Origin of the sequence: Haloferax sp. AB510, from assembly GCF_024136985.1 — an archaeon.
GTDB lineage: Archaea > Halobacteriota > Halobacteria > Halobacteriales > Haloferacaceae > Haloferax.
Genome location: NZ_JAMYJY010000044.1, coordinates 1 through 21,483 on the forward strand (window position 1 = coordinate 1; position 21,483 = coordinate 21,483).

The window sequence follows — 21,483 nt, forward strand, 5'->3', positions numbered from 1 at the left end:
GGCGATTGCCTCGTTCCGTCGCGCTCGGGCGGCGTCTTCGGTCTCCGCGTCGGCGTCGTCGTCGCGGATGGCGGCGGCGTCAGCGGGAGCGACCAAGAACGCCTCGGCGACGGCGTCGCGGACGGTCCCCTCGCCGACGCCGATGCGCATCTCGGAGAGGACGAGTCGGGCGAGGATGCGCGCCTCGTCGGGGTCGGTCCGGTTGAACAGGCCGTAGAGTGTCTTGAGCTTCGTTTCTTCGCTCCCCGAGCCGGAGGCGGCCGCGAGGGCGCGGAGTTCCGAATCGACTTCGGCGACGGTCAGGCCGTCCTGTCCGCCCGAGCCGAAGGCGGCGAGGCCGCGCTGGCCGCCGAAGTCGTAGCTCGCGGCGACCGCGCCGATTTCGCCGCGGTCAGCGAGGCGGTCTTCCACGTCGTCGGCCGAGACGTTCGGGCCGGCCGCGCGGGCGATGGCCTCGTGGCAGAGCCGCGGGCCGATGTCGAGCGTGGTCGAGTCCCACGCCGGGAAGACGCGACCTTGGACGAACCGGGCGACCGTCGGGAGGTCGTCGCCGGCGTCGGAAAAGAGGTCTGAGAGGAGCGAGACGACCGCGAGGTCCGCTGGCTCGGCTTCTATCTCGGCGGCGCGGGCGGCGAACTCGGCGAACTGCATCGTCCGTGGGTATCGCCGCGCGCGGCAAAAGCGTCTCGACAGTCGTCGGGGGTGTGATTCGCTCCCGAACGACCACAGTGCCGGGAAGTTGAAGGCGTTCGACGCCGGAACGCCGGGTATGAGCGACGACCTCGCAGAGCGCGTCGAAGACGTGCTCGCGGTCGACGCGGCCGAGTTCGAAGCGCAAGCGAGAGCCGACGCCGAGGTACTCAAGCGCGAACTGCGCGAAGGGACCTTCGACAACCACCAGTCAATCGTCGGCTTGGAGTACGAGTTCTACGCCGTCTCCGACGGTCGCTGGTCCGCGAGCGAAGACGACGTGCACGCGCTCATGCGGGTCCCGCGCCGACTGCTCGGCCTCATGGGCTTTGAGAAGGAACTTGGGCTCCACAACGCCGAGATGACCACGAGCCCCCAGCCGCTGAACCCCCACGGCCTCCGCGCGCAGGAGTCCGAGGTCCGCGCCCGACTCGACGCCGCGCTCGACTGCGCCGCCGCGGAGGGGATGCGCCTCGTCTCCGACGGGATGTGGAGCATCCCGCCGGCCGGCGAGAGCGCCCGCGAGTACCTGACCGACTCCGTCACCGACGGGGGGGGTCCGCCTCGCGACGAACATGAGCAACTCCGTGCGGTACCACGCGATGGCCAACGGGCCGACCGCCCCAGCGTCGTTCACGCTCGACGCGCCGCACGTCTCGCTCGAAGCGGACACCGTGATGCCCGAGGCGCTCATCACGTCGATCCAGCCGCACTATCAGGTCCCGCACGCCGACGACCTGCCGTACCACTTCAACTACGCGCTGCGGGTCGCCGGGCCGCTGCTCGCGCTCGGCGTCAACTCGCCGTTCTTCCCCGCAGACCTCTACGACGAGGACGCGACGGCCGACGAGATTCTCGGCGACGGTTGGGACGAGAACCGCATCGCGGTGTTCGAGTCGGTGCTCAACTCCGGCGACCACGAGAAGGTCGCCTTCCCCGGCGACCTCGACACCGTCGAAGACGCGGTCGACCGCGTCGTCGAGGACTCCACGATGGTCCCCATGTCGGTCGAGCGCGGCGACCGGTTCGACGACGACTTCGCTACGCTCCGCCGGAAGCACGGCACCTACTGGCGGTGGGTCCGTCCGGTGTTCGACGGTGCGTCCCGCTCGTCGGCCAACGCCCGCATCGAGTTCCGCCCCATTGCGGGCCAGCCGACCGTCCGCGACTCCGTGGCGTTCCAGGCCGCCTTCGCGGGCCTCATGGAGCGACTCCCCCGACTGGACCACCCCGTCATCGACCTCGACTGGGAGACTGCGGAGGAGAACTTCTACACCGCGATGCGCGAGGGCCCGCACGGCGACCTACGCTGGATAGACGTCGACGGCGACGACGTGACCGGCGCGGACCTCTACGAGGACCTGCTCGTCCACGCCCGCGACGGGCTCCGGCTCGCGGGCTGTTCCGAGGAGGAGGCCAACTACTACCTCGAACCCCTGCGCAAGCGCGTCGAGACGGGCGTCACGCCGGCCGACTGGAAGCGCGCCCGCGTCCGCGACGCCCTCGACGACGGCGCCGACTTCGAGGCGGCGCTCCACGAGATGCAACGCGAGTACGTCGAGCGGCAGTCCGACTCGCTGCTCGAAGGCGCGTTCGCCGACTGGTTCTGAGTCGGTGCGGGCGTCCGCGGCGACCTCCCGCCTGTCCTCGGCGACCGCTGATTCTCGCGCGTGCCACCCATTCTTGTCGGAGAAATAACTATTATCGCGTCCCGCGAACACGGTGTATGGTCTCCCGTCGGACGAAAGCGGTCGCCCAACTCGGTATCGCGCTTCTCACCGCGCTCTGGATGATGTCGATTCGCCGTCTGCTCCGTTCCAGCGACGACGAGTCGCACGAACCGACCCCGCTGTCACCGGGCGGAATCGCCGTCGGCGGGGCGTGGGGAGCCGGGCAGGTGTGGGCGTACGACCGCGATTGCTGGAAAGTCCGGACGAACCGACGTCGCGGGATGGCCGTCAGCCTCGTCGGTATCGCGGTCCAGCGCCGACTGCTCCCCCGAACCGAGTCGTTCACGTACAGCTTCGGCTTCGGACGCGTCCTCGGCGTGGTCGTCTACCGGACGTGGTACGGGCTCTTGCGGCCGCTTCCGAGTGACGACTGAGTAGAAGTGCGGTCGCGGGGGTTCCGTCGCGGGAGCCCAACCACGGGAGTTCCACCGCGGGAATCCGGCCAGTCCCGCCGGTCGCGAATCCCTAACCCAAAGAGAAACCGCCGACTGCGGGCGACTTATTCGAGGCCTTCGAAGTTCTGGTGGCGCTGGATGTCGACGCCCTCGTCGGTGACGACGGCGATGTTGATGCCGTTACCCGAGGCGAGGTCGCGCTCGACCGCCGAGCGGATGGCCTTCGTGGCGACCTGCTTCGCCTCCTCGATGCTGAGGCCGTCTTCGAACTCCTGTTCGAGCACACCGAGGGCGTACTGGCTGCCGGAGCCGGTGACGGTGTACTCCTCTTCGAGGATGGAGCCCGCGGGGTCGATGCTGTAGATGTGGGGGCCAGTCTCGTCGACGCCGCCGAGGATGGGCTGGACGACGTAGAACCCGCCCGAGCGGAGGAAGTTGCCGACGAGCGTCGACAGCGCCTGCATGCTCATGTCCTCGCCGCGGCGGGCCTCGTACAGGCGGACCTCGGCGCGGAGGGAGCTGATGAGCGACTGAGCGGCCGAGACGGAGCCGGCGATGGTCAGCGCGCCCGTCGGGTGAATCTCTTCGACCTTCTGGACGTCCTTCGAGGAGACCATGTAGCCCATGCTCGCGCGCATGTCGGTCGCGAGGACGACGCCGTCTTCGGTCTTGATACCGACGGTGGTCGTTCCGGTCTTCGTCTCTTTGTCTCCGAGCGAGTCGGCGCGACGCTCGGCGTGCGGGAACTCGCCGAGCTCGGGACCGAACACGTTCGAGCGGTCGCCGTTCAGCGAGTCGAGACGGCCGGAGAACTCGTCGTGAGTCGGGGTACGCATTGTCAGCGATTGCACTTCGGCGCTGATAAATGCAACCCTTCACCTCGCCGTTGCCGGTGCCAAAGCGTCAGACGCGCGTCGGCGGCGGCCGCGCGGCGCGGTCGCTCGCAGGAGGTACTGTCGGGAGGAGGGGGGTCGCGCGAGTCGCGTTAGCGAGCCGCGGCGCGTTCGTAGGCGGTTCCGGTCGTTTCCACGAGCCGGCGAATCGGGAGGGTCACACCCATCCGGCGAGCGGCGAGCGCGACGGGGAGCAGCGCGATGCCCATCGCGACCGATAGCTGGTAGGCGGCGAACAGGACGTACTTCGTTAGGCGGGGTATCATCACCGTGTCCTCAGTCGAGGCTCGGGAGGTGTCAGTATATAAATCTTCTCTCAGACGGTCGCACGATACCCCGACGCTGTCTATCGATTAAAGCGCACTTGTCTCTACTCCAACTAAACCGACTATTCGGCGTGAGACGCGCGTGACCCGCGGAGCGCTTTTCCATAAGTTATAGCGATAATCCTCGTGGCATGCGCGAGTCGTGCGCGCTCCGGTCGGGCGACGAGAGCGTCGCGAGTTCGGATGCGTCGCGGTCGATTCGCGGCCCGGGTGTGTGAATCCCACGCGCCCCGGCGCTCGAACCACAAGACACGAAACCCCACCGGCGCGTAACGTGTGTATGAGCAACTATCTCGTCGCGATGGAGGCGGCCTGGTTGGTCCGGGACGTAGAAGACATCGACGACGCCATCGGCGTCGCGGTCAGCGAGGCCGGCAAGCGACTCAACCAGAAGGACAAGGAGTACGTCGAGGTCGAAGTCGGCGCGACGCCCTGTCCCGCCTGTGGCGAACCGTTCGACTCCGCGTTCATCGCGGCCAACACCGCGCTCGTCGGCCTGCTCCTCGAAATCAAGATTTTCAACGCGGACGGCGAGAAGCACGCCTCCCGCATCGCGAAAAGCGAGGTCGGCGGCGCGCTCCGCGACGTCCCCCTCGACGTCATCGACATCCGCGAGTTCGACTCCGACGAAGACCAGTAACGCCGCGTCGTCGGGTCCGGCCGCGTATCGCGCCGCGCTGCGTCGTCCGACGCAACCGGGGCGACCACCAGGGCGAGCGACCGGAACACTTTTTCATAACTACGGGTTATCACTCCGGCATGGAACTCCCCACGCCGCAGGACCTCAGGGAACGGCGGAACTCCCTGGAGTTGACGCAGAGCAAACTCGCCGACATGGCCGGGGTCTCCCAGCCGCTCATCGCCCGCATCGAAGGCGGCGACGTCGACCCGCGGCTCTCGACGCTCCGGCGTATCGTCGAGGCGCTGGACGAGGCCGAGGGTCGCATCGTGCGCGCGGAAGACATCATGAACACGACCGTCCGGAGCGTCGCTCCCGACAACTCCGTCCGCGAGGCGCGCGACATCATGCTCGACGCCGGGTTCTCGCAGTTGCCCGTCATCGAGAACGGCCGCCCGCTCGGCATCATCTCGAACGCCGACATCCGGCACGTTCAGGAGGACGACGTCACCGACCGCCCGGTCAACGAGGTCATGTCCGAGGGCGTCACGACCGTCGAACCCGAGACGACGCTGGACGAAATCGGCGTCTATCTCGACCACAACTCGGCCATCATCGTCGTCGAGGGCGGCGAGACGGTCGGCATCATCACCGAGGCCGACATCGCGGCCCACATCTGAGGTCGAGTCCCGCGAACGGGAACCGGCAACCGGAACCAGTAACGGAGGCCCATCGCGACGGACTCAGCGCCGTCGGACGACGAGCGGCGTCTCGCCCTTCGGTTGGGTCGTCATCTCGGGCGTGATTGCTAACGCACCGTCGCCGCCCCAGTCGAGGTCGAAGTCGCGGAGGACGGTCGCGAGCACGATTTTCGCCTCCGTGAGTGCGAACGACCGCCCGAGACAGCTTCGCGGCCCGGCCCCGAAGGGGAGATAGGCGTAGGCGGGTCGGTCGCGCTCGCGATCCCACCGCTCGGGCCGGAACGCGAGCGGGTCGTCGTACCACCGCTCGTCGCGGTGGATGCGGATGACAGAGAGGTGGATGTCCGTGCCCGCCGGAATGACCCGGTCGCCGGTCGGAAACGGCTTCGCCGTCTCCCGGGGGAGCGTGTGGACCGGCGGGTAGAGTCTGAGCGTCTCTTTGATGACACGTTCGAGCACCGGGAGTTCCCCGACCGCCTCGGCGGTCACGGGGCCGTCACCGACGACGCGGTCGACTTCGGCGGCGGCGCGCTCGCGGGCCTCGGGGTGCGTCGCGAGCAGGTACAGCACGTATGTGAGCGCCAGCGCCGTCGTCTCGTGGCCGGCGAAAATCATGCCCACGAGTTGGTTCTCCAGCGACTCGACGGTCGCCGGGTAGTCGGCGTCAGTCCCGAGCGCGTCGGCGAGTTGACGAGTCAGACTCTCCTCGTCGGCGGTCTCGACCAGTTCTCGGACCTCTTCGCGGAGGACGCGGTCGGCCCGGTCGAACCGGCGTCTGCTCGGCGTCGGCACCCACGACGGAAGGACCCACGAGGCGGGCGCGAAGCGGCCGTTGAGGCCGTCGGCGGCCGAGCGAACGCGGTCGTCGCCGTCGAGGTCGAGTTCCCGTCCGAGGATGGTGGCGAAGATGATGTCCAGCGTGACGGCCTTCATCTCGGCTTCGAGCGACAGCGTTCCCGAGTCGGGCCACGTCCGCAGGCGGCGATCGACCTGTCGGCGCATCACGGATGCGTACTCGTCGACCCGCTCCCAGCGGAAGAACGGCTCTAACTCGTCGCGCTGTCGCCGCCACTCCTCTCCTTCGGCGGCGATGACGGCGTCGCCGAAGGCGGCCTCGAACTCGCCGCCCTTGACGATAGAATCGGGGTCGGTCACGAACGCCCGCTCGAAGTGGTCGGGGTGAGCGAGGACGTACAGGTCGTCCATCCCCACCACGTCGAGTCCGACCGCGTCCTCGACGCCGTGGTCCGCGAGGAGGTCGGCGACGAAGCCGAACGGGTCGGCCGCGAAGCCGACGGTGTGGCCCACGAGCGGGAGGCTGCTCGGTGTCGGTGGCGGTGAAGTCACACCTCCACTATGGCGAACATCGGTAAAATAGTGCTTCTAATCGAACAGTTCGATTAGGCAAACTGTCCGCGTTCAGAGGTCGAGGCCGCGAATCGAGACGCTCTCGCCCGATTCGACGCGGCCGATGACGCGGCCGTCGGTCGCCTCGACCAGCGCCTCGGCGTTCTCCTCGGGGACGGCCGCGACGAAGCCGGTGCCCATGTTGAACGTCGTGTGCATCTCCTCGTCGGAGACGCCGCCGCGTTCCTGAACGAACTCGAACACCGGCTGGGGGTCGAAGGCGTCGTCGACGACGTAGCGGAACTCGCCCATGCGTTCGAGGTTGGTCCAGCCGCCGCCGGTGACGTGGGCCGCGGCGTTCGCCTCGGCGGCGCGCAGGTCGTCGAGCAGGTAGGTGTAGAGCCGCGTCGGTTCGAGGAGGGCCTCGCCGACGGTGTCGTAGTCGTCGCCGTCCCAGTCGTCGTCGTAGTCGCCGTCGGCCGTGGCGGCCTTGCGGGCGAGCGTGAGTCCGTTCGAGTGGATGCCGGACGACGGGAAACCGACGAGCGCGTCGCCCTCCTCGGCCTCGCCGGGGAAGATGGCGTCCTTCTTCGCCAGTCCGGCGCAGGTGCCGGCGAGGTCGAGGCCGTTGATGACCTCGGGCATGACCGCCGTCTCACCGCCGACGAGTTCGATGTCAGCTTCCTCGGCGCCCGCGGCGAGGCCCTGTCCGACCTGCTCGGCGAACGTCTCGTCGGGGGCGTCGACCGCGAGGTAGTCCACGAACGCGACGGGCCGGACGCCGGCCGCGACGAGGTCGTTGGCGTTCATCGCGATGCAGTCGATACCGACCGTCGAGTAGTCGCCGAGCGCCTCGGCGACGAGCAGTTTGGTGCCGACGCCGTCGGTGGCGAGTCCGAGGTAGCGGTCCCCGATGTCGAGCAGGCCGGCGTAGTCGCCCGACCCGCCGCCGACCTGTGCGACGAGCGCGGCGGTCGCGGCCTCGCTCGCCTCGATGTCGACGCCCGCGTCGGCGTAGGTCATCCCTTCGGAGTCGTCGTTCGTCATGTTCGTGTACGAGATAGGCCGAAATATAAAATCACAGGGTACGAATCATACACGTTCTCGCATAGGTGAGTGTTCGCCACCGCTCGGTCGTTGGTCGTGTGGTCGCCGCCCCTCCGGTTACGCGCGTCCTGCCGGTCGCGCGCGCTCTCCGACCACCCCGCTACGAACCGACTACGAGCCTCCTAATCGGCCGTTCTCTGAGCCGATTATGTTGAATAATATATAAATTTTGCAATATTTGCGAAAAAGCTCCAGAGAGCAGTATAAAATTTCTCGGCGGTTCTGGTGGCTCCGTAAAACGTTACGAAAGAAGAATGTTCGTCCTAAGCCGGGTCTGAACAGTCGAAAAAGAAGCGAATTCACGGTAACGCTCGACCCCTTATATGATGGTCCCCGTCGTATGCAGGAATGACGATGTCCGGAATCCCCTCCACGACCGACTCGATCGCGCTCGACTTCGCATCGACCATCAGCCGCCTCGCGTACGCCCCCCTCGAAACCGTCGCATTCTGGTCGGCAGTCGCGCTGCCCCTCGCGTACCTGCCCGTCCTCAGCGGCGGTCTCTCAGCCGGCGAACTCCCCCTCTTCGCCGGGCTCATCGCCTTCCACGCCATCGCGCTCGTCCTCGGGCGCGACCACGGCCAGCAGTAACACGGTCCCCGACGCGTACGAGCAACCCGGATTCGTCTCGGTTCCCCGCCGGCGCTTTCCCCCTCCCACGGCGCGCGTCTGCCCCTGCCCGACCGCGAACCATCCGCAAACCAGCCCACCTGACATCGACTCCAACCCGAACACCAACTTAGCCCAACTCCAACCCGACCGACCTCAGCTAACCTCTGCCCACCCACACCCGACACAGCCCAACCCAACCTCGCGTCCCGAACTGCACTCCACAGCCGCAACCTGCTCCCGAATTCCGACCTCGACGACGATCGGTCCTCGCCGCACTCGTGCGGTCCCCTTCTCCTCCCATTCGTCCCTGTCGCGCACCGAGTACCGCCTGTGTATCCCGCGCCCTCCGAGTGCTCCCCGTCCCGCGTCTCTGATTCAGCGGTCGCTCGCGACTTCGAGAATGAGACGAGCCAGCAATAGCGCGATTGGGGTCTCCGAAACCCCCACCGGTCGGGTCAGAACCCGACGAACAGGAACAGGCCGACGGTGAGGAGAATCGACAGGACGAGGACGCCGGCAAACACCGGCGTGCTCCACGCCTTGACCGTCTTGCCGTCCAAGGAGCCGAACGGGAGCATGTTGAACGCCGCGAGGAAGGCGTTGATGATAAGCCCGCGCGAGCCGACGAGTTGGACCACGTCGGAGCCGACGAGGACGCCGACGACGAGCACCGGCGCGAACGCGACGAGGAGCAACAGGTTCGTCACCGGGCCCGCGAGGGCGATGAGGCCGTGTTCGCGCTCGGTGAGCACGCCGCGGTGGTAGACCGCGCCGGGCGCGGCGAAGATGAACCCGACGAGCGCGCTCATGATGGCAACCGCGAGCATGCCGTAGTCGGCGCGGAACTCGGCGACCTGATTGAACCTGACGGCGACGACCTTGTGAGCGACCTCGTGGAGGAGAAAGCCCACGCCGGCCGTCAGGAGGCTCACGACGAGCGCGAGGCCGAACGACCCGCTCGTCAGGAGTTGAAGCGTCCGGTTGCCGCCGCCGGCGAAGAAGATGGCGAAGGCGAGGCCGAGCGCGACCCACGCGACGAGCAGGTCGCGGAGTTCGCGCGAGGAAAAGGAGACGTTCACGTCAGGGACCTCCAGATGAGGTCGGCGCTGTTGCGCGCGCCCTCGAACATCAGGTTCGCCACGCCCGCGACGCCCCCGAGGTCGGAAGCGATGACGGGGATGACGTACGTGACGAAGAGGAAGCTGGCGATGATGCTCCCGATGTTCGTCATGGCGACGACCATGATGAGCTTGAACAGCGGTACGTCGAACATCTGGCCGACGAGTTCGACGATGGGCGTCTCCTCGTCGGAGAGCAGTTCATTCAGTTTGCTGATGTCGCCGACGTTGACCGGCGTGTGCCGGAGTTCGACGTAGCCGGTGAACCAGCCGGGCGCGAGGAGCGGGTTGATGGAGGTCATCCACGCGACGAGGCCGCCGACGAGGGCGGAAGTCCACCGCGCGCCGGCGACCTTGGCGAGCGCAGCGGCGAACACGCCGTTGATGAGGAACCACGCGCCGAAGATGGTCAGGAGTCGTTCGTTGCCGACGCCAGCCATCGCGAGGAGGACGAAGAAGGCGATGAACACGGCGGTGACGCCGAAGCCGAGCAGTTTGCCCCACGGGAAGCCGTCTTTTTCGGCGACGCCGACGAGCGACTCCATCGGCGGGAGCGTCTCGGGGTGTTCGAGGTAGTTCTCGATGCCCTCGCGGTGGCCCGCGCCGACGATGGCGACGACGTGCCGACCGGACTGCCGGAGCGCGACGAGCTGGTGGGCGATGTAGGCGTCGCGCTCGTCGATGAGCGCCTCAGCGCCGCCGGGGCTGAACCGGCGGAACTCCTCCATCATGGCCGAGACCACGTCGCCGTCTGTCAGTTCGGCCATGTCGAACTCTTCGTAATCGGCGTCGCCTTCGGCGGGCGCGAACAGACCGAAGGCGTTCAGGACCGCGCCGGCGGTGACGCCCACGACGACGCCCGCGAGGACGCCGATGACGAGGCTCCCGACGATGGCGGTGCCGAGGCTCCCGAGGATACCCGAGACGAGACCGGTTCCGAGTCCGAGGCCGAAGCCGGCGACGATACCGATTGCCGCGCCGCCGCCGAGGCCCGCGAGGACCGCGTCGTCGCCGTCGAGGGAGAACGAGGCGACGGTGTAGAGCATGTACGCGGCTGCGGCCCCGAGGACCGCGGCGGTAGCGGTGCGCGTCAACAGGAGGTCTGTGACGCCGACTGCGCCCCCGAACAGGCCGACGAGCGGCCCGAGGAAGACGCCGACGGCGATGCCCAACACCGCGCCGACTCCGCGGGCGTCGGCGACCCCGAACAGGAGGTCACCGGCCATGCGCATCTTTTCGAGCGTGCCCATCCGCCGCCAGAAGCGCTGGATGGTCACTTGGATGTCGCGGTCGACGAGCGCCACGTCGAGGCCTTCCTCTTCGGCGGTCTCGACCGCCGCGAGCATGTCCGCACCGGGTTTCACGTCGAACTTGTCTCCCATCCGCGACTGGACGTACGAGAGCATCCAGTAGGCGATAAACTGGAAGACGGTGTTGCCGCGAAGCAGGTCGCGCGCTTCGATGTCGTCGGGCGTTCCGCCCTTCATCTGCCGGTAGCGCCCCTCGTCGAGTTCGACCGCGACGACGTCGGGACGTTCTTCCCTGACGGTCTCTTCGACCTCTCTGACGCTGTCGGCCGAGACGTGGGCCGTGCCGACGACGCGGACGTGACCCTCGCCGGGCGACGAATCGTTCATCGCCGGGTTTACCGCCCCACGGTTTTTATCCGTGTCGGCATCTCCCACGAACTATGCAGAATTTCGACGCGCGAACCCCGACGCCCGCCCACGAGACGGCCATCGACTGCCTGCAGGCCGGCGTCGAGGCCGTCCTTCCCGACCGCGTCGTCCGCGAATCCGTGTCTCTCGACGGCGACGCGCTGACCGTCGCGGACGAGACGTACGACCTGACCGCCTACGACCGCATCCTCGTCGTCGGCGGGGCAAAGCCGGCGACGGCGTCGCCGACGCCCTCGAAGCCGTCCTCGGCGACCGCATCGACGACGGCGTCGTGGTGACGCCCGACCCGACGCCGAGCCCCGACGGGCGCATCGAGCGACTCCCCGGCGACCACCCGGTTCCCTCCGCGCGCGGCGTCGAGAGCACCCGGCGACTCGTGGACCTCATCTCCGACCTCGACGACCGCACGCTCGTCCTCGCCGCCATCACCGGCGGCGCGAGCGCGGTCCTCCCGGCTCCCGCCGAAGGCATCTCGCTCGCCGAGTTGCAGGAGACGACCGACAGACTGCTCGAAAGCGGCGCGGAGATTCACGACCTCAACGCGGTCAGAAAGCACGTCTCGACGCTGAAGGGCGGCGGTCTCGCGCGCCTCGCCGCGCCCGCGACGGTCGTCGGCCTCGTCCTCTCGGACGTGGTCGGAAACGACCTCGGCGTCATCGCCTCCGGCCCGACCGCGCCCGACGAGACGACCTACGACGACGCCCTCGACGTGCTGGACCGCTTCGATCTCGACGTGCCGAAGTCGGTTCGCACGCGCCTCGCCCGCGGCTCCGCGGGAGACATCCCGGAGACGCCGAAACCCGGCGATTCGGTGTTCGACCGGGTGACGAACCACGTTCTCGCGGACACCTTCACCGCGCTCGACGCCGCCCGCGAGGTGGCCGACGAACGCGGTTACGACCCGCTCGTCCTCTCATCTCGCGTGCGCGGCGAGGCCCGCGAGGCCGCGAAGACACACGTGGCCGTCGCGGAGGAATCACTCGCGACCGGGAACCCGATTGCCGCGCCCGCCGTGGTTCTCTCGGGCGGCGAGTGCACCGTGACGGTCCGCGGCGACGGCGACGGCGGACCGAACCTCGAATTCTGCCTCGCGGCCGCCGCGGAACTCCCCGACGAGACCGTCCTCGCCAGCATCGACAGCGACGGGAAAGACGGCGGGACGGAGGTCGCGGGCGCGGTCGTGGACTCGTCGACCGTCGACGCCGGCGACGCTCACGACGCGCTGGCGAGAAACGACGCACTCCCGGTGCTTCGGGAGGCCGGCGCGCTCGTCGAGTCCGGCGCGACGGGGACGAACGTCAACGACCTGCGCGTCGTCGTGGTCGGCGAGGGCGTCTGAGCGCCGACCGTTTCGCGGGCGACGGACAACAGGTTTGTATCCTCCGGCGGAGTACTCACCCCTATGGCCGGTTTGTTGCCCTCCACTCCCGACACCTCCGCCGCGGACGAATCTTCCCCGCGGGTTATCGGACTCGACGACGACGAGGCGTCGGACCTCCTATCGGCGCTCTCGTCGGAGACGGCCCGCCGCGTGCTCGCCGCGCTCCACGAAACGCCGACGAACGCCGCGGACCTCGCAGAGCGCGTCGACACGTCGCTCCAGAACGTCCAGTACCATCTCCGAAAGCTCGACGACGCGGGCCTCGTCGAGGTGGTCGACACCGTCTACTCCGAGAAGGGCCGCGAGATGAAGGTGTACACGCCCGCGGACCGGGCGCTCGTCGTCGTCGCCGCCGGCGAGGAGACGCGGACGGGCCTCGCGTCCATGCTGTCGAGTCTGCTCGGCGGCGTCGCCGTGTTGGCCCTGCTCTCGGCGTTCGTCCAGTGGGTCGCGTCCCGCGGTCTCGGCGTCCTCGGCGGTGCCGGCGGTGCCGCGGAGTCCGCCGACGCCGGGACGGTCTCCACGATGGCTGTGGAGGCCGCGCCCGCGGCGGCGCAGGGAATTCCGCCGGGACTCGCCTTCTTCGCCGGCGGCCTCGTCATCTTGCTCGTCATCGCGGCCGTTCAGTTCGCCAGGCGCTGAGGCTCCGCGGGAGCGGACGGCGACCGCGTCGGCGACTCCTCCTGGGGTAACTATTCGTACTCCGACCAACTACAGCATAGCATGAAACACCGTGCCGTGGTCCGCGGTATCGGGGTCGGCGTCGGCGAAGACGGCTCGAACGTCCCGGCAGTGGTCCTCGAAGCCCGCGACGAGTTCCTGCCCATCGTCATCACGTCGGACCAGGCTCAGGCCATCCAACTCGGCCTCTCCGGCGAGCAGTTCGAGCGCCCGCTGACCCACGACCTCCTGGTCGAGATGGTGACCGAGTTCGGCGGGGCCATCGACAGCATCCGCATCGACGACCTCTCGAACGGCACGTTCTTCGCCAAGGTCGACGCCGAGCGGTACCACGACGGTGAGGCGCGGACGTTCGTCTTCGACGCTCGTCCGAGCGACGCCATCGCCCTCGCCATCCGCGTTGACTGTCCGATTCTCATCTCCGACGAGGTGCTCGACGCCGCCGGGCAGTCGCCCGAGGCGTTCGACGCCGACTTCGACGAGTGAACCGGGGGCGTCGCCGCCGCGCCCCACGATTTCAAGCCCCTTCGGCGTGACCCTGCTCGCATGAGCGAATCCACCGCGACGCTCGACGAGTCGCGCACCGAGATGACCGAACTCCTCCTGCCGAACGACACCAACAACCTCGGGCGAGCCCTCGGTGGCGCGGTCCTCCACTGGATGGACATCTGCGGGGCCATCGCGGCGATGCGCTTTTCGAACCGCCAGTGCGTCACCGCGTCGATGGACCACGTCGACTTCATCAGCCCCATCGACCTCGGCGAAGTCGCCGTGATGGAGGCGTACGTGTTCAACGTCGGCCGGACCAGCGTGGACGTGAAAGTCGACGTGCACGCCGAGAACCCGAAGACCGACGAACTACGGAAGACGACCACCTCGTTCCTGACGTTCGTCGCCCTCGACGACGACGGGAAGCCGACGCCAGTCCCCCGACTCGTCTGCGAGACCGACGAGGAAGAGGAACTCCGCGCCGAGGCGGTCGCCGCCCGCGCCGACCAGCTCGAATCCGTCATCGAGCGCATGGAGAACTGAGGGAGCCAGCACCAGCGCCGAACCCTTTTCCCGGACGGCGACCGACTGGCGACCATGCTCGACGTTCCCATCCCGGACCCGCCGTCGCTCCCGACCGTCGACCCGAATCAGTACGACGACGCCCAAGTGGCGGCCGACGCCGACTTCAAGCGCGCCGAGTTGGAGGAGTTCCTCGAAGCCGGCGCGTGGGCTGACGCCTTCGAGTCGTGGGCCGCGGAGACGCCCGTCACCGAGGCGCAGTGGGAAATCGTCCTCGACCTCGACCTCCTTTCTCACTTCGACTTCTTCTGGGACGACTTCGCCGACCGCGTCGGCTACCACGCGCCGGGCATCCCCGAGGACTGGAAAGAACGACAACTCCACCCCGAACTGACCTCGTGGGGCGAGGTGTCGTCTATCAACGCCGGCCTCACCGAACTCGGACAGGACGTGTGCGACGTGCTCAAAGACGACTACATCGACTGGGAGTCCGAGTACGAAGCGCCCGACGACCTCCCCGACTTCGGCTGATCCGCCGGGACGCGTGTCACGGCGGCGGACGTTTATGTCGTCCCCACGTCACACAACAGTATGCACCGCCGAGCCCTCCTTTCGAGCGCTGCCGTGCTCTCGCTGGCGGGTCTCTCGGGCTGTCTCGCCGACGCCCGACGGACCGCGAGCGGTCGAATCCGCGCCGACACCGGCCACTCGAAACTCCACCCGGCAGACGAGCAGTACGTGAACGGGTCGTTCCCCGACGACGCCGACTTCCGCGGGTGGCTGTTCGCCGACCCGCCGGACGACCAGACGGACGTGTTCACCGACCGCGCGATGCAGGGCCAGTACTCGAACGACCTGCTGTGGGCCGAGGGCGACTCGTTCGTCCTCCTGTTCGAGGTCCGGATGCCCCGCGAAGACGCCGCGTTCTACAACGTCGCGCAGTCCCCGTCGTGGACCGGCTGGCGCGACGCCGAGCTCCCGATTCGCCGGTCGCCGCCCGCCGACCTCGAACCGTTCGAGACCGACACGCTCGTCTGCACCCACCTCTCAAAGTTCGACGTGGCGAGAGGCGCCGCGCCGACGAACGCCACGCTCCGGATGTTCGAGCGCGACGACGAGTCCGGGACCACGCACGGGTCGGACTCCGAGTCGGTCGTTGCAACACATCGCGTCGGTCGCTGGTCGGACCGGTAGCGTCGGCGGCAGCGGTGGCGCCGGTGGCGTCGGGCCGCGAGTCGGCGTCGGAGTAAGCGTTATGTCGTTTCCGAGACTTCGTTCGAACAGCATGCGACGACACCGGACTCCGCGCCGCCCGCCCGCGGTCGGCCAGTCACGGCGCTCGATCGTCGCCCCGTCGCCCATTATTGCGGGGCAGTAGCCTCGCATCTCACTCATCCTCGACTCCCGCCCGTATCGACTTCCGAGCGACAGCGGTCTCCCGTCCGGTGTGACCACGACCACCGGAACCCAACATGGAGCGACACACGACCCACACCCGACAGGCGTATCGACAGCGACCAGTAGCCAATCGACAGCGGAGGGTCTGCCGTGTCTGAGTCTGACCCGGCGGCACGTCCCGCCGACGCGGACCAGACCCGCCGTTTTGATATATATCCACGAGAAGGACGGGGTATGGAAGACATCGCAGACCAGTACACGCCGTCGGACGTGGAGTCCGTCGTCGGCGAGTACTGGGACGAGAACGACGCGTACGAGGCGACGAAGGAGGCACACGCCGACGACCCGTCGTTCTTCTTCGTCGACGGCCCGCCGTACACGTCCGGCCAGATGCACCTCGGCACGGCGTGGAACAAGACCCTGAAAGACGCCGTCATCCGGCACAAGCGCATGACGGGGCATCAGGTCACGGACCGCCCCGGCTACGACATGCACGGTCTCCCCATCGAGGTCAAAGTCGAGGAGGAACTCGGCTTCACCTCGAAGCGCGACATCAAGGAGTTCGGCATGGAGCAGTTCATCCAGAAGTGCAAGGAGTTCGCCGTCCGCAACCGCGAGGCGATGGACGAGGACTTCCAGTCCATCGGCGCGTGGATGGACTGGGACAACCCCTACCAGACGCTGTCTCCGGAGTACATGGAGTCCGCGTGGTGGGCCTTCTCGAAGGTCGCCGAAAACGGACTCGTCGAACAGGGCAAGCGGAGCGTCAACTACTGCCCGCGCTGTCAGACCGCCATCGCGGCCAACGAGGTCGAGTACGACGAAATCACCTCGCCCTCTATCTACGTCAAGTTCCCGCTGAAGGGACGCGAGGGCAACCTCGTTATCTGGACGACGACGCCGTGGACCATCCCCGCCAACACGTTCGTCGCCGTCGACGGCGAGATGACGTATCAGGAGGTCCGCGCCGAGAAGGACGGCGAGAGCGAAGTGCTGTACCTCGCCGAACCCTGCGTCGAGGAGGTTCTGAAGAAGGGCCGCTACGAGGACTACGAGGTCCTCTCGGAGGTCACGGGCGAGGAGATGGTCGGCTGGGAGTACGACCACCCGCTCGACGGCGTCGTCGCCGAGTACGCCGACTTCGAGGGCGCGGGACAGGTGTACACCGCCGACTACGTCGAGGCCGACCGCACGGGCCTCGTCCACTCCGCGCCCGGTCACGGTCAGGAAGACTTCGCCCGCGGGCAGGAACTCGGCTTAGACGTGTTCGTCCCCGTCGACGACAAAGGTGAGTTCACTGAGCAGGGCGGCGACTACGCGGGGACCTTCGTCCGCGACGCCAACCCGGAAGTCATCGAGGACCTCGACGAACTCGGCCACCTGCTCCACGCCGGCGAACACGACCACCGCTACGGCCACTGTTGGCGCTGTGATACGGACATCATCTTCCTCGCCACCGACCAGTGGTTCATCACGGTTACTGACGTGAAAGAACAGCTCCTCGACAACATCGAGGAGTCCGAGTGGCACCCGCAGTGGGCCCGCGACAACCGCTTCCGCGACTTCGTGAGCGACGCGCCCGACTGGAACGTCTCCCGCCAGCGCTACTGGGGCATCCCGCTTCCCATCTGGGTCCCGCAGGACGCCGACGCCGAGGGCGCACAGGAGATGATTGTCGTCGGCACTCGCGAGGAACTCGCCGAGCGCGCCGACCAGGATATCGACCCCGAGACGGTGGACCTCCACCGGCCCTCGGTGGACCCCATCACCATCACCGAAGACGGCGTGACCTACGAGCGCGTCCCCGACGTGTTCGACGTGTGGATCGACTCTTCCGTCGCCACGTGGGGCACCCTCGACTTCCCCGGCGAGACGGAGGCGTACGACGAGCTGTGGCCCGCCGACCTCATCATCGAGGCGCACGACCAGACCCGCGGCTGGTTCTGGTCGCAACTCGGCATGGGCACCGCCGCGACCGGCGAGTCGCCGTACAAGGAGGTCATCATGCACGGCTTCGCCAACGACAAGGACGGCCGCAAGATGTCGAAGTCCGTCGGCAACATCGTGACGCCTGAGGAGGCCATCGACCGCGCCGGCCGCGACCCGCTTCGTGCATACCTCCTCAGCCACGACCAGCAGGGCGTCGACCTCTCGTTCGAGTGGGACGGCCTCGCCGACACCCAGTCGACGCTCAACATCTTCTGGAACGTCTTCCGCTTCCCGCTTCCGTACATGGACCTCGACGGCTACGACCCCGCCGAGGCAGACCTCTCGGAAGGCGAACTCACCGTCGTCGACGAGTGGGTGCTCTCGCGGCTCCAGACCGTCGAGGCCGAGATGGCCGACGCGTGGGACGACTACGAGGTCTCCACCGCGCTCAACACCCTTCTTGACTTCATCACGAAGGACGTGTCGCGCTTCTACGTGAAGGCCATCCGCGAGCGCATGTGGGACGAGGAGGACTCGGCGTCGAAGCTCGGCGCGTACGCCACGCTCTCGACGGTGCTCTCGGAGTCCATCCGGCTCATCGCGCCCTACGCGCCCTACATGGCCGAACGGATGTACCAGCGACTCGACGGCTCGGAAACGTCCGTCCACATGCTGTCGTACCCCGAGGCCGACGAGGACCGCCGCGACGAGGAACTGGAGGCCAACATGGCCGTCCTCCGCGACGTGGAGGAGGCCGCGGCGCACGCCCGCCAACTCGGCGGCCGCAAGCTCCGCTGGCCCGTCTCGCGCATCGTTGTCGAGTCCGAAGACGCCGAGGTCGCCGACGCGGTCGAAGCCCTCTCGGACCTCCTCGCGGAGCGCGTGAACACCCGCGACGTGCAGGTCGTCGAGGTCTTCGACGAACTCGTCGAGACCGCAGAGCCGCAGATGAGCGTCATCGGGCCGGAGTTCGGCGCTGACGCCCAGAAAATCATGGAGGCCGTCGAAGGCCTCTCGCGCGCCGAAGTCGAGTCCGGCGTCGAAGTCGACGGCGAGACGTACGACCTCACCGACGAGATGGTCTCGTACCGCGCGGAGCCCCCGGAACACGTCACCGGAGCCGACTTCGAGGGCGGCACGGTTTACGTCGACACCGAACTCACCGACGACATCGAATCCGAGGGCTACGCCCGCGACGTCATCCGCCGCATCCAAGAGATGCGCAAACAGCTCGACCTCGACGTCGAGGCCGAAATCGACGTGTCGCTCGCGGTCGACGACGAGCGCGTCGCCGGCTTCGTCGAGGAGAACAGCGACCTCATCGCCGAGGAGGTCCGCGCCCGCGAGTTCGACCTCGGAAGCGCCGAGGGCGAGACGGTCGAGACGTGGGACGTCGAGGACGTGTCGGTGACCATCGCGGTCACGCAACTCGACTGAGACGGCTCGCGCCCCCCAACCGCTGGTCGGCGCGTCGGTTGGCACGCCGACCGATACTCGGCCGCCATCGACCCCCGTGAAATCGGGGGTGATGTGACCCGATTTTTCGCAGACGACGCCGGCTTCGACTTCCGGCTGACCAACACTTTTGACCTTATCGAACGTGATGGACGGTGAGTCATGAAGAAACTCATCAACGAACCCGGAGCGGTCGTAGACGAGATGCTCGACGGGATGGTCGCGGCGCACCCCGAACTGCGCCGGCTCGACGGCACGAACGTCCTCGTCCGCGACGACGCGCCGGTCGAGGGGAAGGTCGCGGTTGTCTCCGGCGGCGGGTCGGGTCACGAGCCGACGCACGCGGGCTATCTCGGCGAGGGGATGCTCGACGGCGCGGCGGCGGGTGAGGTGTTCACCTCGCCGACTGCCGACCAGTTGAACGAGATGATTCAGGCCACGGACGCGGGCGAGGGCGTCCTCTGCGTCGTCAAGAACTACGAGGGCGACGTGATGAACTTCGACACCGCCGCCGAGATGGCCGCCATGGAAGGCGTCGAGGTCGAGCAGGTCGTCGTCAACGACGACGTGGCCGTCGAGGACTCGCTGTACACGTCGGGCCGTCGCGGCGTCGCGGGCACCATCTTCGTCCACAAGTGCGCCGGCGCGAAGGCCGCCGCGGGCGGGGACCTCGGCGAGGTCACAGCGGTCGCAGAGAAGGTCGTCGACAACGTGCGGACGATGGGGATGGCGCTCACCTCCTGTGTCACCCCGGAGAAGGGCGAACCGACGTTCGACCTCGGCGAGGACGAAATCGAACTCGGCATCGGCATCCACGGCGAGCCGGGCACCGAGCGCGCCGACGTCATGAGCGCCGACGAGATAACCGAACACCTGACCGAGAACGTCCTCGACGACCTCGAACTCGACGAGGGCGAGGAGGTCGTGACGATGGTCAACGGCATGGGCGGCACGCCGCTTTCGGAGCTGTACATCGTCAACCGCAAGCTCCAGTCCATCCTCGGCGACCGGGGCATCGAGACGTGGGACGCGTGGGTCGGCGACTACATGACCTCGCTCGACATGATGGGCTGTTCGGTCTCCGTGCTCCGCGTCGACGACGAACTGAAGGAACTGCTCGGTGCGCCCGCGGAGACGCCCGGCCTGACCGTCACCGAGTAAGCGGCGACGCCCACCGAGCGCTCTCGGGTCGGCTCCCGACGTGTCCACCGATTTTTCGCGGCAGAACAGTCCCGCGGGACAAGGGATTAACGACAGGCCGACGAAGGACAGCCATGGCTGACGCAGAGACACAACGCGAAGCGGTGCTGGACGCGCTCGACAACGTCGCCGAGCGCCTCGCCGAGGAGAAGGAGTATCTCACGGACCTCGACTCCGCCATCGGCGACGCCGACCACGGCGCGAACATGGAACGCGGCTTCGGCAAGGCCGCCGACAAGCGCGAGGAGTTCGCCGAGATGGAGCCGAACGAGGTCGTCAAGAACGTCGGGACGACGCTCATCTCGAACGTCGGCGGGGCTTCCGGGCCCCTCTACGGCGGCTCTATCATGTTCGCCAGTCAGGAACTCGAAGACGGCATCACCGCCGAGACTTCGGTGGCGTTCGCGGAGGCGTACCTCAACAAGGTCAAGGACCGCGGCGGTGCGCAGGTCGGCGCGAAGACGATGGTCGACGCGCTCGTCCCCGCCGTCCACACCTACAAGAAGTCAGTCGAGCAGGACGACCTCCCGCCGCTCGAAGCCCTCGCCAAGGCCGTCGACGCGGCCGAGCGGGGTGTCGCATTCACCGTCCCCATCAAGGCGATGAAGGGCCGCGCATCGTTCCTCGACTGGCGCTCTGTCGGCCATCAGGACCCCGGCGCGACGAGCACGCTGTTCATCCTCGAAGAACTACTGGAAACGGCCGAAGAATACCTCGACGGTGAGATCGACCGCGACGCCCGGGCCGAAGACGCCGTCGGGAGAGACGAATGATCGGCCTCGTCGTCGTCTCGCACAGCGCGAAGGCGGCAGAGGGAATCGCTGAGGTCGCCGCGCAGATGGGCGGCGGCAACGCCCGCATCGTTCCCGCCGGCGGCGACGAAGACGGCATCGGCACCTCGCCGGACCGCATCCGAGAGGGCATCGAGGAGGCGGACGACGGCGACGGCGTCGTCGTCCTCGTCGACCTCGGCAGCGCCGTGATGAACGCGGAACTCGCCATCGAGATGGCGATGGACTCCGAGGCCGTCATCGCGGACGCGCCGATTCTGGAGGGGACGCTCAACGCGGCCGTCGAGACGACGAGCAAGAAGGCGACGCTCGACTCGGTCGTCGAGCGCGCCGAGGACGCCCGCGACTACCGGAAGCTGAACTGACCGGTCGGCGGTCGACCCGGTTTCCGAGCCATCGATCCGATCAGAAAAGAGATCG

The 21,483-nt window shown here is 67.6% G+C and carries 19 protein-coding genes and 3 pseudogenes; 15 read left to right on the forward strand and 7 right to left on the reverse strand.

Annotation, left to right across the window (positions count from 1 at the left end; genetic code table 11):
* Positions 1 to 651: pseudogene (ligA, locus tag NKF06_RS10240) on the reverse strand (ATP-dependent DNA ligase LigA); the annotation flags it as partial.
* A 118-nt stretch (positions 652 to 769) separates the two neighbouring features.
* Here ligA and NKF06_RS10245 point away from each other — a divergent pair.
* Both NKF06_RS10245 and NKF06_RS10250 read left to right on the forward strand, forming a co-directional pair.
* Positions 770 to 2,300 (forward strand): annotated as a pseudogene (locus NKF06_RS10245) (hypothetical protein).
* Between the two features lie 116 nt (positions 2,301 to 2,416).
* Positions 2,417 to 2,794 (forward strand): hypothetical protein, encoded by a 378-nt coding sequence (locus tag NKF06_RS10250; RefSeq protein ID WP_058827351.1) that lies wholly within the window; start codon positions 2,417 to 2,419, stop codon positions 2,792 to 2,794.
* Between the two features lie 125 nt (positions 2,795 to 2,919).
* Here the strand turns inward: NKF06_RS10250 and psmB are convergent, their stop codons facing one another.
* Both psmB and NKF06_RS10260 read right to left on the reverse strand, forming a co-directional pair.
* Entirely contained in the window at positions 2,920 to 3,651 is a 732-nt protein-coding gene (gene psmB / locus NKF06_RS10255; protein WP_058827350.1) for a proteasome endopeptidase complex subunit beta, read from the reverse strand.
* Positions 3,652 to 3,800: 149 nt separating this feature from the next.
* Positions 3,801 to 3,974: a hypothetical protein gene (locus NKF06_RS10260; RefSeq protein WP_004063248.1), complete on the reverse strand. Its 174-nt coding sequence runs from the start codon at positions 3,972 to 3,974 to the stop codon at positions 3,801 to 3,803.
* Positions 3,975 to 4,314: 340 nt separating this feature from the next.
* On the opposite strand from NKF06_RS10260, the gene NKF06_RS10265 reads away from it, so the two are divergent.
* Together NKF06_RS10265 and NKF06_RS10270 are read left to right on the forward strand one after the other, a co-directional pair.
* Positions 4,315 to 4,674 (forward strand): DUF555 domain-containing protein, encoded by a 360-nt coding sequence (locus tag NKF06_RS10265; RefSeq protein WP_004970698.1) that lies wholly within the window; start codon positions 4,315 to 4,317, stop codon positions 4,672 to 4,674.
* 119 nt (positions 4,675 to 4,793) lie between these two features.
* Positions 4,794 to 5,333: a CBS domain-containing protein gene (locus NKF06_RS10270; protein ID WP_004976886.1), complete on the forward strand. Its 540-nt coding sequence runs from the start codon at positions 4,794 to 4,796 to the stop codon at positions 5,331 to 5,333.
* 63 nt (positions 5,334 to 5,396) lie between these two features.
* Here the strand turns inward: NKF06_RS10270 and NKF06_RS10275 are convergent, their stop codons facing one another.
* Positions 5,397 to 6,701: a cytochrome P450 gene (locus tag NKF06_RS10275; protein WP_309142127.1), complete on the reverse strand. Its 1,305-nt coding sequence runs from the start codon at positions 6,699 to 6,701 to the stop codon at positions 5,397 to 5,399.
* 72 nt (positions 6,702 to 6,773) lie between these two features.
* Positions 6,774 to 7,748, reverse strand: coding sequence for a phosphoribosylformylglycinamidine cyclo-ligase (purM, locus tag NKF06_RS10280; RefSeq protein WP_253245322.1), 975 nt, complete (start codon positions 7,746 to 7,748; stop codon positions 6,774 to 6,776).
* A 414-nt stretch (positions 7,749 to 8,162) separates the two neighbouring features.
* On the opposite strand from purM, the gene NKF06_RS10285 reads away from it, so the two are divergent.
* Complete coding sequence (locus NKF06_RS10285; protein WP_082677708.1) at positions 8,163 to 8,399, forward strand: hypothetical protein; 237 nt, start codon at positions 8,163 to 8,165, stop codon at positions 8,397 to 8,399.
* Between the two features lie 476 nt (positions 8,400 to 8,875).
* On the opposite strand, the gene NKF06_RS10290 is transcribed toward NKF06_RS10285, so the two are convergent.
* Positions 8,876 to 9,499 carry a Zn-dependent protease gene (locus NKF06_RS10290; RefSeq protein ID WP_058827346.1) on the reverse strand — a complete coding sequence of 208 codons (624 nt, stop codon included), beginning with the start codon at positions 9,497 to 9,499 and terminating at the stop codon, positions 8,876 to 8,878.
* Positions 9,496 to 11,175: a TraB/GumN family protein gene (locus NKF06_RS10295; RefSeq protein ID WP_253245323.1), complete on the reverse strand. Its 1,680-nt coding sequence runs from the start codon at positions 11,173 to 11,175 to the stop codon at positions 9,496 to 9,498. Before NKF06_RS10295 ends, NKF06_RS10290 begins: the two co-directional genes overlap by 4 nt.
* Positions 11,176 to 11,228: 53 nt before the next feature.
* Here NKF06_RS10295 and NKF06_RS10300 point away from each other — a divergent pair.
* From NKF06_RS10300 to dhaM, 10 genes and pseudogenes are all read left to right on the forward strand, one after another.
* Positions 11,229 to 12,556: pseudogene (locus NKF06_RS10300) on the forward strand (DUF4147 domain-containing protein).
* Positions 12,557 to 12,619: 63 nt separating this feature from the next.
* Entirely contained in the window at positions 12,620 to 13,240 is a 621-nt protein-coding gene (locus tag NKF06_RS10305) for a winged helix-turn-helix domain-containing protein (RefSeq protein WP_253245324.1), read from the forward strand.
* 81 nt (positions 13,241 to 13,321) lie between these two features.
* Positions 13,322 to 13,765, forward strand: coding sequence for a bifunctional nuclease family protein (locus NKF06_RS10310; RefSeq protein ID WP_253245325.1), 444 nt, complete (start codon positions 13,322 to 13,324; stop codon positions 13,763 to 13,765).
* A gap of 60 nt (positions 13,766 to 13,825) precedes the next feature.
* On the forward strand, positions 13,826 to 14,311 hold the full coding sequence (locus tag NKF06_RS10315; RefSeq protein WP_058567578.1) for an acyl-CoA thioesterase: 486 nt from the start codon (positions 13,826 to 13,828) through the stop codon (positions 14,309 to 14,311).
* Positions 14,312 to 14,365: 54 nt separating this feature from the next.
* Positions 14,366 to 14,821, forward strand: coding sequence for a hypothetical protein (locus tag NKF06_RS10320; RefSeq protein ID WP_058827342.1), 456 nt, complete (start codon positions 14,366 to 14,368; stop codon positions 14,819 to 14,821).
* A 60-nt stretch (positions 14,822 to 14,881) separates the two neighbouring features.
* A complete protein-coding gene (locus NKF06_RS10325; protein ID WP_058827341.1) occupies positions 14,882 to 15,484 on the forward strand; it encodes a hypothetical protein in 603 nt (200 codons plus the stop codon).
* Positions 15,485 to 15,922: 438 nt separating this feature from the next.
* Positions 15,923 to 19,054 carry an isoleucine--tRNA ligase gene (ileS, locus tag NKF06_RS10330; protein WP_253245326.1) on the forward strand — a complete coding sequence of 1,044 codons (3,132 nt, stop codon included), beginning with the start codon at positions 15,923 to 15,925 and terminating at the stop codon, positions 19,052 to 19,054.
* A gap of 180 nt (positions 19,055 to 19,234) precedes the next feature.
* Complete coding sequence (gene dhaK, locus NKF06_RS10335; RefSeq protein WP_058827339.1) at positions 19,235 to 20,233, forward strand: dihydroxyacetone kinase subunit DhaK; 999 nt, start codon at positions 19,235 to 19,237, stop codon at positions 20,231 to 20,233.
* 113 nt (positions 20,234 to 20,346) lie between these two features.
* Positions 20,347 to 21,045: a dihydroxyacetone kinase subunit DhaL gene (gene dhaL / locus NKF06_RS10340; RefSeq protein ID WP_058827338.1), complete on the forward strand. Its 699-nt coding sequence runs from the start codon at positions 20,347 to 20,349 to the stop codon at positions 21,043 to 21,045.
* Positions 21,042 to 21,428 carry a dihydroxyacetone kinase phosphoryl donor subunit DhaM gene (dhaM, locus tag NKF06_RS10345; protein WP_058827337.1) on the forward strand — a complete coding sequence of 129 codons (387 nt, stop codon included), beginning with the start codon at positions 21,042 to 21,044 and terminating at the stop codon, positions 21,426 to 21,428. Before dhaL ends, dhaM begins: the two co-directional genes overlap by 4 nt.
* The last annotated feature ends 55 nt before the right edge of the window (positions 21,429 to 21,483 follow it).